The sequence below is a fragment of the Rhodococcus sp. NPDC080181 genome (assembly GCF_040702225.1).
In the GTDB taxonomy this organism is placed as follows: domain Bacteria; phylum Actinomycetota; class Actinomycetes; order Mycobacteriales; family Mycobacteriaceae; genus Rhodococcoides; species Rhodococcoides fascians.
This window is the reverse complement of record NZ_JBFBKN010000001.1, coordinates 188,871-201,064: the sequence shown is the minus strand read 5'-3', so window position 1 is coordinate 201,064 and position 12,194 is coordinate 188,871. Positions and strand designations below refer to the sequence as shown.

The 12,194-nt window shown below is 63.7% G+C and carries 10 protein-coding genes; 6 read left to right on the top strand and 4 right to left on the bottom strand.

Going from position 1 to position 12,194, the window contains the following annotated elements:
• Nucleotides 1-81: 81 nt before the first annotated feature.
• The gene (locus AB0O58_RS00950) at nucleotides 82-759 is read right to left on the bottom strand and encodes a TetR/AcrR family transcriptional regulator C-terminal domain-containing protein (RefSeq protein ID WP_283314472.1); all 678 of its coding nucleotides are present in this window, start codon (nucleotides 757-759) and stop codon (nucleotides 82-84) included.
• A 406-nt stretch (nucleotides 760-1,165) separates the two neighbouring features.
• On the opposite strand from AB0O58_RS00950, the gene AB0O58_RS00945 reads away from it, so the two are divergent.
• Complete coding sequence (locus tag AB0O58_RS00945) at nucleotides 1,166-2,617, top strand: ice-binding family protein (RefSeq protein ID WP_366237731.1); 1,452 nt, start codon at nucleotides 1,166-1,168, stop codon at nucleotides 2,615-2,617.
• A 97-nt stretch (nucleotides 2,618-2,714) separates the two neighbouring features.
• Nucleotides 2,715-3,296 carry a class F sortase gene (locus AB0O58_RS00940; protein WP_366237790.1) on the top strand — a complete coding sequence of 194 codons (582 nt, stop codon included), beginning with the start codon at nucleotides 2,715-2,717 and terminating at the stop codon, nucleotides 3,294-3,296.
• Nucleotides 3,297-3,340: 44 nt separating this feature from the next.
• On the opposite strand, the gene AB0O58_RS00935 is transcribed toward AB0O58_RS00940, so the two are convergent.
• The 3 genes from AB0O58_RS00935 to AB0O58_RS00925 form a co-directional block, all read right to left on the bottom strand.
• The gene (locus AB0O58_RS00935; protein WP_366237730.1) at nucleotides 3,341-5,188 is read right to left on the bottom strand and encodes a DUF222 domain-containing protein; all 1,848 of its coding nucleotides are present in this window, start codon (nucleotides 5,186-5,188) and stop codon (nucleotides 3,341-3,343) included.
• A gap of 200 nt (nucleotides 5,189-5,388) precedes the next feature.
• On the bottom strand, nucleotides 5,389-5,787 hold the full coding sequence (locus AB0O58_RS00930; protein ID WP_283314478.1) for an ASCH domain-containing protein: 399 nt from the start codon (nucleotides 5,785-5,787) through the stop codon (nucleotides 5,389-5,391).
• 7 nt (nucleotides 5,788-5,794) lie between these two features.
• Nucleotides 5,795-6,853 carry an endonuclease/exonuclease/phosphatase family protein gene (locus tag AB0O58_RS00925; protein ID WP_283314479.1) on the bottom strand — a complete coding sequence of 353 codons (1,059 nt, stop codon included), beginning with the start codon at nucleotides 6,851-6,853 and terminating at the stop codon, nucleotides 5,795-5,797.
• Between the two features lie 94 nt (nucleotides 6,854-6,947).
• On the opposite strand from AB0O58_RS00925, the gene AB0O58_RS00920 reads away from it, so the two are divergent.
• The 4 genes from AB0O58_RS00920 to AB0O58_RS00905 are packed head-to-tail and all read left to right on the top strand — an operon-like array spanning nucleotide 6,948 to nucleotide 12,191.
• Nucleotides 6,948-7,760, top strand: coding sequence for a TIGR03084 family metal-binding protein (locus AB0O58_RS00920; RefSeq protein WP_366237729.1), 813 nt, complete (start codon nucleotides 6,948-6,950; stop codon nucleotides 7,758-7,760).
• Nucleotides 7,757-9,451 carry an acyclic terpene utilization AtuA family protein gene (locus AB0O58_RS00915; RefSeq protein ID WP_283314483.1) on the top strand — a complete coding sequence of 565 codons (1,695 nt, stop codon included), beginning with the start codon at nucleotides 7,757-7,759 and terminating at the stop codon, nucleotides 9,449-9,451. The genes AB0O58_RS00920 and AB0O58_RS00915 overlap by 4 nt, the downstream gene beginning before the upstream one ends.
• Complete coding sequence (locus tag AB0O58_RS00910) at nucleotides 9,448-10,596, top strand: acyl-CoA dehydrogenase family protein (RefSeq protein ID WP_283314485.1); 1,149 nt, start codon at nucleotides 9,448-9,450, stop codon at nucleotides 10,594-10,596. The genes AB0O58_RS00915 and AB0O58_RS00910 overlap by 4 nt, the downstream gene beginning before the upstream one ends.
• The gene (locus AB0O58_RS00905; protein WP_366237728.1) at nucleotides 10,593-12,191 is read left to right on the top strand and encodes a carboxyl transferase domain-containing protein; all 1,599 of its coding nucleotides are present in this window, start codon (nucleotides 10,593-10,595) and stop codon (nucleotides 12,189-12,191) included. Before AB0O58_RS00910 ends, AB0O58_RS00905 begins: the two co-directional genes overlap by 4 nt.
• Nucleotides 12,192-12,194 lie beyond the last annotated feature (3 nt).

Genomic DNA, 12,194 nt, shown 5'->3' with positions numbered 1-12,194 from the left:
TGTGCGCTGCGATGTCGGTGGACTTGTTTACCCGTGATGCGGTGCAGACAATCGCGCCCATCCGCCGAACTCGATCTGTGGTCACGGGTTGTGACGCAGGCCGTCGAACAGTGCGTCCAATCCGCGATCGAGTTCGTGGGCACCGTCGTATGCGGTGATCAGTGACGGCAGGACGGACATGATCGGAAAATCCTCGACCGGGAGTCTGCGTAACGCGAGGCTGAGCCTGTCGACCGTCTCGTCCGGCTTGTCCGTTGTCTCCTGCGTTTCACTGAGAACGTGTCCGCGGAGCAGCGACATCAGCAATCGGTAGGCCGAGAGTGCCTCGGGGACAGTGAATCCCGCGGTGGCGAGCAGGCTCAATATGCCTTCGAGTGACATCAGGGACCTGGTGGTGCCCAGGCCCAGTGGAGTTGCTCGTGGCCGAGTCGCCAACAAAATGGCCGCGCGGGGGTGTGCCAACGCGAGTTCGCGGTAGTGCCGGCCGAAGATCGTGAGCTGCCGTCTCCAGTCGGTGTCCGATCCGTCCACCGACACGAGGTCGCCGAGAATCGAATCGGCAACGGCGTCGAGTAGGGCTTCCTTGGTGGCGACGTACCGGTACACGGTCATGGGGTCGCGATCGATCGAGACGGCCAGGCTGCGGATGGTCAGGCTGTCGAGTCCGGTGCTGTCGATGATGGCGAGGGCGGCCGACACGACGAATTCGTGGTCGATTCTGTCCCGTGCATGCTGGCTGCTGCGATCCGAGGGGGTCATCACGTTGCTTCACCATTTTCGGTAATTCGGATAAGCGGCGTGCCGACGGTTTTCGGTCGAAAAAAAATCTTATTGTTCACCAACGCTTTTCGCTTGACCCCCGACCCTACACATGGTGTGCTGTAGTCCTACACCGTAGAGATACGGGGAAACTCGCTGTTGCGGAGTGGGCCACGAGCCTCCGCGTCCCCTCTACCCATGTCGCGCGGTTGAACAGCCAGCCGGCGACGCCACCGATCTACGGATTCCGCGAGACCTCGACGCCCCTGGTGAATTCCAGTGACCACCGTCGACCGTCGCGTGACATCTGAACTTCTGTCGAATCTCGTCGGGGGAATCGATATTTCTAATGCTTTGTGCGACAACAAGTCTCACTGGCACCTCCTCGAGCAGATCGGTACACATCATGTACTCTCCGCAACATCGTCCTGCGCCGTCCACATCCCGACGCAAGGGCTCGGCCTTGATTCCCCTTGTCGGTACCGTCGCACTGGCGACCACCGCGCTCATGCTGGTCAACGCCTCATCGGCCGACGCTCAATCACCTGCTGTCGTTGTCCCCACCGTCGGTCTCGGTGCCGCAGACCCGTACGCAATTCTTGCCGGCTCCACCGTGACCGACGCGGGCGGATCGGACATATCCGGCTCCGTGGGTGTGAGCCCAGGTGACGGGAACCCTTCGAGCGTCAGCGGCCTGCTGCAAGGCCAAATTTCCAACGGCGTGATCGATGACAAGAACGAACGGGCCTTGAATGCGAAAGCTGCTCTGCAGGTTGCGTACACCGACGCTGCCAACAGGTCTGGTCCCGAACTGGTTCCAGTCGAGCTAGGGGGCACCACACGGTATGCCGGTCTGTACAAGGGCGACACGCTCGGACTGACCGGATCTCTGCCTCTGACGCTCGATGCGCAAGGCAATTCCGCTGCGGTCTTCATCTTCCAGGCTGGATCCACTCTCATCACGGGCTCGAACAGCAGTGTGTCCCTGATCAACGGGGCCAGCCCGTGCAACGTGTTCTGGCAGGTGGGAAGCTCGGCCACTCTCGGTACCGGCACCGATTTCGTCGGCACGATCCTGGCGCAGGCGTCGATCACTGCGACGACGAATGCCGATGTGAGGGGTCGACTCCTGGCTCTGACCGGTGCAGTCACCCTCGACTCGAACACAATCAGCAATGCGGAGTGTGGGATCACCCCACCGGTTACGACCACGACGCCGCCGGTCACGACCACCACCACGACGACGCCGCCGGTAACCACGACCACCACGACGACGCCGCCGGTAACCACGACAACGACGACCGCACCGGGTGGCGGCGGCGGTACACCGGGCGATGGTGGCGGTAATCCGGGTACACCGGGTGATGGTGGCGGTACGCCGCCGATCGTGATCGAAGTACCCCCGATTCCGGGCCTGCCACCCATTCCCGGTGTGCCGCCGGTGATCACGCTTCCGCCGATTCCGGGTATCCCGAACGTGCCGGACAACCCGAACACACCGGGCGTGCCTGAGCAGCCGAACACACCGGGCGTGCCTGAGCAGCCGAACACACCGGGCGTGCCTGAGCAGCCGAACACCCCCAATACTCCGAATACTCCGAATACTCCGAATACTCCGAACACTCCTGACCAGCCGCGCACCCCGGGCACGCCCGAACAGCCGGGTGGCCCTGACCAGCCAGGTACGTACAACCCCGGCGGCCAGATCACGCAGATTCCCAACGGCGGAGTCGAAACGGGCGATGGCAGCACCAGCGTGCGGCCGAGTGCGTCGTCGATGACATCGATGCTGAGTGTGCTCGCGGTCCTTGCTGCAGGCGGGGTTTCGGCCCTGGCGCTCAGCCGTCGTCGTCGCTGAGTAACACGTGAACAGTGAGATCCATACTGCTGCACAAGCATCCCGCACTGTGACCCGTCGCCGGGTTGCAGTGCGGGCTGCGGCAGCAGCCTGCTTGATGGCGGTCGCACTGGTGTCGGGGTGTGCGACACCGGCCGATGAACCCGCTCCGACTCGAACTCCAGCAACGACATCGGCTGAAGTTGTTGCTCAACCGAATTCGGTCCCTGCCCAGAGCAGTGGTTCGGCCGATGGTGTCGCATCTCCGCCCGAACGTATCGAGATCGATGCGATCGGTGTCGATTCCGATGTGATGGACCTCGGGTTGAATCCCGATGGAGCAATGGAGGTCCCGCCGGGCGGTTTTCCCGCAGGCTGGTACACCGGATCGCCGATTCCGGGTCAGCTGGGACCGTCGATCGTTGCCGGCCACGTCGATTGGGCCGGTAGCCCGGGTGTCTTCTACCGACTCCGCGAACTGGAGCAGGGAGACGATGTGTCCGTCACTGCCGAGGATGGAAGCACCATCCGGTTCGTCGTCAGCGCTGTGGAGCAGTATCCGAAGGATGCCTTCCCCACCCAGAAGGTGTACGGCGATCTCGACCACCCAGGGTTGCGTCTGATCACGTGCGGTGGCCAATTCGATTCGGATGTAGCGAGTTACGAGGACAACATCGTCGTCTACGCGGATCGGGTCTGACGCTCTGCCTTTCGAGCCCGGCTGCAGCGCCATCGACTACGTATTCAGAACGGCGGCACGTCGTCGTCGGGTGTGGATGCAGAAGTGGACAGAGGCACCGAAGTCGAGGTAGATCGAAGCCTTGGTGAGGTCGAGGTCGAGGTCGATAAAACTGCCTGCCGTCCCGCGCCTTTCGGTCTGCGGTAGACGGTCGGTAGGTGGCCGCAATCGGCGAGCTGAGTTGTTGCGGGCACGGTGACGGCAGTGGTGCCGGCATTGGAGACCCAGAATTCGACGCCATCGGTAAGCATGACCGGAGTCCACAGGCCCATGGTCTTCAGGCTGTGGTGATAGCGGCACAGGCAGTGCAGATTGGTGTCGATCGTCCAGCCGCCGGTCATTGGATCGCGGTGGAGATACGGGACTATATGGTCGATCTCGCACTGCTGCGCGGGGACATCACATCCGGGATGCCTGCATGTTCGGTCGCGGAAGCGAATTCTTTCGGCGAGGGCGCCGGACGGCCGATAGACGAGGGCTCCGGGTGGCGGTATCACGAGGCCCCCGTGCCCATCCGGGTGAAGCGCTACCCCGAGCGTGGGTTCGCATGCGATCGCCGCCTCGAACTTGGCCACCAGAGTGAAAGCACCGCGATACGGCGTGGCAATGCAACTGCTGCGCGGTGGAGTTCCGGCTGCCGCCGGCGATCGGAGTGGACGAGGAACTGCGATGCTTCGACGACGCCCACGACCCAGCGGATGAAACACCACATGCGGGGTACATGTCGGCCGAAGCGGTGCGGCATGTACTGCATCGTCGTCTATGACATCCACGGCGACGTTTTCGGTGTCGGTGCCAGTGTCGGTGTCGGTCCCAGCGCCAGCGCCAGTGTCGGTGTTCGTGTCTTCTGTCGAGTCGAGGTCGATCATCGATTCGAGGTCGTCACCGTGTCCGAGTTTGTCGGCGAGGTTGCGCGCCTCGGTCAGCAGGAGCTGCCACTGTGAGTTCTCGGCAAGCTCGCGGGCGTACTCGGCGTCGATGGTTCCGTGTCCGGCCAGGTGCGCGGGATTGGACAGTAGGCCGGCGAGGGTGGCGAGGTCGACGGTGATGACGGTCAGCGGTGCACGTCGATCAGCCCGCGATGCGTCGGCAGTGCAGGGATGGTCGTCGTCCGCGTCGCACAGGCATGCCATCGACGATTCCTGGTGCAGCAGAGCGACATACGCGGCCGCTCGTTTCTGTCCCTTGTTGCGCGGATCGCGTCGGCAGACGGTGGCGGCCATCTCGTTGATCAGCTGCCAGGCGGCGGCGGCGTCGGCAGCGGTGAGATCGGCTTTGAGCGTCGACAGCACGTCCTTGTCGGTGTAAGTGACGTTGGTGTGTCGTTCCAGGTCCTTACGGAGAGCGGCGGCCTCCTCGGGAGCGATGCGGTACATGATCGACCAGATCTCGGTCGCGAGCGGGCCGGGGGAGAGGCGTCTGGCAGCGTGGAGTACCTCGCTTTGGACCGCCGTTGCCGCGTCCTGCGTCAAATTGTGAGTGCAGCGGTAGATCGCACGGACTCGGGGCAAATCGAGTTCGCCGGCCCCGAACGCAGCTGCAATGGCGGGTAGCCGAAGCCGTAGGTCCATACCGATCTCGGCGTACGAGTTCGCGACCGTCTTCGAGCAACCCAGCAAGTGCGCAATCTCGGACGCTGCATAGTTGCCAGCATCCTGAACGACATCGCCGACCAGAACGTTCTGATGAATGCACGAGTCCCAGATGGCGGCGGCCACAGCGACCTTGCGGGCGCACGCCTGATTCTCCAGAATCGCGACATCCAGAATCTCGGCCAACGAAGCAGCCTCGATGTACGGCTTCGATTGCGGCCCGAGATAGGCCGCGAAACGGCTACGCGTCGATGTGCCCATTGTGCCTTCGCCCCCCGGCTGATGTTCCAACAATATGTAGAACGTGTGTTCGATGGTACCGAGATGGGAACCAATCGTCAACCTCAATTATGTTGCAATGAAGAAGGATTGGCGTCAGGGTGCCCATACACCCACCCACCGACAAGCTGTGAGTCCGCGGCTCGAGCCTCGAACATCGCCGCAAAGCTGTCGGGCGACCTTCATGTCAGCTCGAAGCGCTCCAGCACCACCAGAGTGTCGTCGTTCACCGTGAAGTTCGGATCGCCCAGCTCCTCGCGGACTTCGGCGGACTGCCAGAATCTCTCGTGTCCGGCACGCCACTGCGCCACATCGATGTATCCTTCGCCCTCGTCGAGCGCATGCTGCAGCGAAACATCGCTCAGCGCAACGACAACGACTGCCGTGGTCTCGATGACCCCGACCACGGCACCCGCCGAATTCACCACCGCACCGCGTTCGCCGACCCTCGGTAGCTCCTCGTCAGTGTTCTGAGCCAACAGGCTTGCCGTGCTGGTCTTCGCTCCTGACAGCACGGCCGCAACCAGCCTGTCCCGTAGTGGGCCCGGGTAGGCGAACTCGACAATCGGCAGATCGGTCACTCACGCATCATATTTCGAGGTCTACCCACACCAGTCTGTGGTCCGACGGGTGCTCGGCCTGATCGGGCCAATACACCTGCGAGTCGCGCACGGTCAGGTCGTCCGACGGCAGTACGTAGTCCACGCGCAGATCACCCGGCGTCGGATCAGCGAAATCTGCTGTGTCCGTTCCATGTCCATCGGACGTGGGTGCCGTATCTCGAACGCGCGGAAGATCCAGAACCTGTGCGATGGCCCCGGCCACGGAGTCGCCGTCGACCGGATCGCTGTTCTGGTCTCCCATCATCACGAACGACGCTCCCTCGTCGAGTCCGCCTCGCACGCCGTTGTCGTCGTAGAGGTAGTCGGCACCGGAAATGTAATCGGCGCTCAACCGGATCTCGTCGTGATTGCGCTTGCCGTTTCGGTCCTCGGGTCCGTCGAAGGACGGGGGAGTGGGGTGCGAGGCCAACACGTGGAGCGTCTTCCCGTTCACGTCGACGGGCACGTCCCAATGAGATTTGCTGGACAGTCGAAGCGCGTCCGCGTTCTCTCCGTAATAGTCGCGCGGTAACAGTGATTCCGGCATGTCTTTCCACAGGAAGTTCTGGAACGTGCGTACCGAACCGGTGTCGATCGGGAATTTCGAGTACACCACCATGCCGTACTGGCCGGGGAACTGTCCGAATCCCCAGGCGTCCCCGGGGCCACCGAGTGCGCCGTCCCCATCGAGGTCGAGTCCCGAGTCGACGCCGGTGTTCACCGGAGCGGTGAAGAAGAACGGGTACTGCCCGTCGAGGTAGTTCTCGTTGAAGAGGGTCGGGGCATCGGACCCCGAATAGTCGAACTCGTTGACCAGCAACACATCCGGTGAGTTCGCGGAGATCACGTCGGCTACCGCGCGAGCCTGGGCGTTCTCTCCGCGCAGGTCCGCCATCAGCTGTCCGGCCGCGGATCGATTGAGACTGGCGTTGAATGTCGCCACCCGAATGCTCGACGGTTCGTCGGGGGTCGGGTCCGCAGAAGAGCAGCCGGCAGCCATGAAGGCGAGGGTAACGGCGACGGCCACAAGTCTCGACGTTTTCACGTTTCCGACCGTAGACACGGCAAGCGAACGTAGGGTTACGAATTAACAAGCAAGCGTGCTTGCTTTTTTCTCGTGCCTTTGTGAAGCTGGTCCCATGGCAGACCTCGACTCACTCGTCGGCGATCTCCGTGCCGAGGGTGACGACCTCGACGCGCTGGTGGCCGAGCTGGCACCCGAACGCTGGGCGGTACCTACACCGGCGGCGGGCTGGACGATCGCACATCAGATCGCGCACCTGTCGTGGACGGATCACGTCGCGGAGCGAACCACATCCGCAGCGTCCGGCGATACCGCGGCCGAGGAGGAGTTCGCTCGCACGCTGAAAACGGCCTGGGAGAACCCCACCGGCTTCGTCGACGAGGCCGCCGAGGAGGAAGCGGGCAATCCAGAACTGTTGAGCGCGTGGCGAACCCGCCGCCACGCCATGACGGAGGCGCTGAAGCAGGTCCCGGCGGGCGTCAAGATCCAATGGTTCGGCCCGCCCATGAGTGCCGCGTCCATGGCCACCGCCCGTCTCATGGAGACGTGGGCCCATGGTCAGGACGTCGCCGACGCGCTGGGCGTCACCCGCGTACCGACCGACCGAATCCGCGGAGTCGCACACATCGGTGTCCGCACGAGAGATTTCGCCTACGCCGTCAACGAGCAGACTCCGCCGCCGGACCCGTTCCGAATCGAGCTCACCGCACCGTCGGGCGAGCTGTGGACCTGGGGCCCCGACGCCGCCGAGCAGCGTGTCACCGGATCGGCACTCGACTTCTGTCTCCTCGTCACCCAGCGCGCACACCGCGACGACCTGGACGTTCGAGCCGACGGTGCCGATGCCGCACACTGGCTCACCATCGCCCAAGCCTTCGCAGGCCCTCCCGGACAGGGACGAGACAAGGCAGGACGCGAGAAAGCATGACCGTACGTATAGGCAACTGCTCCGGTTTCTACGGGGATCGACTGTCCGCGATGCGGGAGATGCTCGAAGGAGGCGACCTCGACTACCTCACCGGTGACTACCTCGCCGAGCTGACCATGCTCATTCTCGGCCGCGACCGAATGAAGGACGCGACCCGTGGCTACGCCAAAACCTTTCTGCGGCAAGCCGAGGACTGCCTCGGACTGGCACTCGACAAGGGCGTCAAAATTGTCGCCAATGCCGGCGGACTCAATCCTCGCGGACTGGTCGAGGCGTTGGAGAAGCTCGATTCCGGCGCGAAGATCGGCTACGTGGACGGCGACGACCTCCTCGGCAGAGCAAGCGAACTCGGCCTCGGCAGCCCACTGACGGCAAACGCATACCTCGGTGCATGGGGAATCGTGGAATGCCTGAACTCCGGTGCCGACGTCGTCGTGACCGGACGCGTCACCGACGCCAGTGTCATCGTCGGCCCGGCCGCTGCTCACTTCGGCTGGTCGACAACCGATTACGACGCGTTGGCCGGCGCGGTCATCGCGGGCCACGTCATCGAATGCGGTACTCAAGCCACCGGCGGTAACTACTCGTTCTTCACCGAGATCGCCGACATGTCCCGTCCCGGATTCCCCATCGCAGAGATCGAAGCCGACGGATCCTCCGTCATCACCAAGCACGAGGGCACCGGCGGTGCCGTCAGTGTAGGTACCGTCACTGCGCAACTGCTGTACGAGATCACCGGTGGCCGATACGCGAACCCCGACGTCACCGCGCGCATCGACACGGCGGTCCTGGCGCAGGAGTCCAGCAACCGAGTATCGATCAGCGGGGTCACCGGAGAAGCGCCGCCGCCCACCTACAAGGTCTCGCTCAACGCACTCGGCGGCTTCCGTAACGAATTCACGATGGTGTTGACCGGCCTGGATATCGAGGCCAAAGCCGAACTGGCGCAGAGACAGTTCGAGTCGTGGCTACCCGCTCGGCCGACCGAGCTGGACTGGACTCTGGTGCGTACCGACAAGCCCGACGCCGAGACCGAGGAAACCGCAAGCGCGTTGCTGCGCTGCGTCGCCCGCGACAGTAACCCCGACGCGGTGGGACGCCAGTTTTCCGCCGTAGCGGTCGAACTCGCACTCGCCAGTTACCCGGGCTTCTCGGTCACCGCACCGCCCGGAAACGGAGCCCCGTACGGGGTGTTCACCGCAGGTTTCGTCGACGCACACGACGTACCGCATACGGCCCACCTGGCCGATGGCACCGAACGCAGCATCGCACCCTCGGCGCAGACGCGAGTCCTGGAATCGCTGGTCGAACCGCAGCTGCCGGCACCGCGAGCCGCCGAGTACACCATCCGACTACCACTCGGCACTATCGCCGCCGCCCGCAGCGGAGACAAGGGTGGGAGCGCCAACGTCGGAGTGTGGGTGCGCACCGACGACGAATTCGCCTGGCTCGTCCACTCATTGACCGTCGACACCCTGAAGCAGATGCTTCCCGAGGCCGAGCACCTCACGGTCACGCGACACGTGTTGCCGAATCTGAGGGCCGTGAATTTCGTCATCGACGGCATCCTCGGCCAAGGTGTGGCGTCGCAGGCCAGATTCGATCCACAGGCCAAGGGACTCGGTGAATGGCTGCGGTCGCGGCACATCGACATCCCCGAAACACTCGCTTACAAGGGAGCACTCGTATGAGCATCTGGACTACCCCGGAGCGTCAGCAGCTTCGCAAGACCGTTCGCAGTTTCGTCGAGCAGGACATTGCGCCGCACATGAATCGGTGGGAGAGCGAGGGCGAGATCCCGCGCGAGCTCCACAAGAAAGCGGCCGCTCTCGGTTTGCTCGGCGCAGGGTTTCCCGAGGACGTCGGCGGCGACGGCGGTGATCTCGCGGACGCGGTGCTGATCTGCGAGGAGATGCACCAGGCCGGCGCGTCGGGCGGACTGTTCGCTTCTCTGTTCACCTGTGGAATTGCGTTGCCGCACTTGGTTGCCGCGAGAGATCCTGAGCAGATCGACAAATGGGTACGGCCGACGTTGGCGGGGGAGAAGATCGGATCGCTCGCGATCACCGAGCCGGGCGGCGGCTCCGACGTGGGTCACCTGCGGACCAAGGCGGTCAGAGACGGCGACCATTACGTCGTCAACGGGTCGAAGACCTACATCACCTCGGGGTGCCGTGCGGACTTCGTCGTCACCGCGGTGCGGACGGGAGGCGCGGGTGCAGCCGGAGTGTCGCTCCTCGTCGTAGAGAGAGGAACACCGGGCTTCGAGGTCACCAGCAAGCTGGACAAGATGGGCTGGCGCGCCTCCGATACCGCCGAACTTTCCTTCGTCGACGCCCGGGTGCCGGTGGCCAACCTGGTCGGTGCCGAGAACAGTGGCTTCGTTCAGATCGCGCAGGCATTTCTCACCGAGCGCATCGCTCTCGCTGCTCAGGCCTACGCCAGTGCGCAACGGTGCCTCGATCTGACGCTGCAGTGGGTTCGAGACCGAGAGACCTTCGGAAAGCCGCTCATTGCACGGCAATCCGTGCAGAACACCGTCACCGAGATGGCGCGGAAGATAGACATCGCTCGCGTGTACACGCGCTCCCTCGTCGAGCGGTCCATGCAGGAGGACGGTGACTTCATCGCCGAGGTCTGCTTCGCCAAGAACACCGCCGTCGAATCCGGAGAGTGGGTGGCCAATCAAGCCGTCCAACTCTTCGGCGGACTGGGGTACATGCGCGAGAGCGAGGTCGAGCGGCAGTACCGCGACATGCGCATCCTCGGCATCGGCGGCGGAACCACCGAAATTCTCACCGGCCTTGCCGCAAAACGATTGGGGTACCAGGCATGAGCGTGCTGAAGTCCACTCTCGACACCGCATCGGAGCAGTACACCGGTGCCACCGAGGCCATGCACACCAAACTGGCCGAGATCGACGCCGAACACGACAAGGCGCTGCTGGGTGGCGGTCAGAAGTACGTCGACCGCCACAAGAAGCGTGGCAAGCTGCTCGCCCGTGAGCGCATCGAACTGTTGATCGACGAGGATTCCGCGTTTCTCGAACTGTGCCCACTTGCCGCGTGGGGCAGCGACTTTCCCGTCGGTGCCAGCACCGTCATGGGTATCGGTGTCGTGTGCGGGGTCGAATGTCTCATCGTGGCCAACGATCCCACGGTCCGCGGCGGATCCAGCAACCCGTGGACCCTCAAGAAGGGGTTCCGCGGCAACGACATCGCCACCCAGAACCGACTGCCGGTGATCTCTCTCGTCGAGTCGGGCGGTGCCGACCTGCCCACGCAGAAAGAGGTGTTCATCCCCGGCGGACGCATGTTCCGCGATCTGACGCAGCTCTCGGCGGCCGGCATTCCGACCATCGCCCTGGTGTTCGGCAACTCGACTGCGGGCGGTGCCTACGTTCCCGGCATGTCCGATCACGTCGTCATGATCAAGGAACGATCCAAGGTGTTCCTGGCCGGGCCGCCCCTGGTGAAGATGGCCACCGGTGAGGACTCGGACGACGAGTCGCTCGGTGGAGCCGAGATGCACGCCCGAAAGTCCGGTCTCGCAGACTACTTCGCCGTCGACGAGCAGGATGCCATCCGCATCGGACGCAGCATCGTCTCCCGGTTGAACTGGAAGAAGAAGGGGCCCGAGCCACGCACCGAGGTCATCGAGCCACTCGCCGATCCCGAGGATCTGCTCGGCATCGTCCCCACCGACCTGAAGATCCCGTTCGATCCCCGCGAGGTCATCGCCCGCATCGTCGACGGTTCCGACTTCGACGAGTTCAAGCCCATGTACGGCGGCTCGCTCGTCACCGGTTGGGCAGAGTTGCACGGCTACCCGATCGGCATTCTGGCCAACGCACGCGGCGTGCTGTTCAGCGAGGAATCGCAGAAGGCGACGCAGTTCATCCAGCTCGCTAACCGGTCGAACACGCCACTGTTGTTCCTGCACAACACCACCGGCTACATGGTCGGCAAGGAGTACGAGGAAGGCGGCATGATCAAGCACGGATCGATGATGATCAACGCCGTCTCCAACTCGAAGGTGCCGCACATCTCGATCCTGCTCGGGGCGTCCTACGGAGCCGGCCATTACGGCATGTGCGGCCGCGCCTTCGATCCGCGCTTCCTCTTCGCCTGGCCGTCCAGCAAATCCGCCGTCATGGGTGGCGCACAGCTGGCCGGCGTCATCTCCATCGTCGGACGCGCCGCCGCAGAAGCTCGCGGTCAAGCGTTCGACGCGGAGGCCGATGCCGGACTGCGCGCGATGATCGAGAATCAGATCGAGGCCGAATCGTTGCCGATGTTCCTGTCCGGACGCCTCTACGACGACGGCGTCATCGATCCCCGTGAAACCCGCACGGTAGTGGGAATGTGCCTGTCGGCCATCGCCTCTGCCCCGATCGAAGGCACCGCGAACTTCGGTGTCTTCCGGATGTGATGC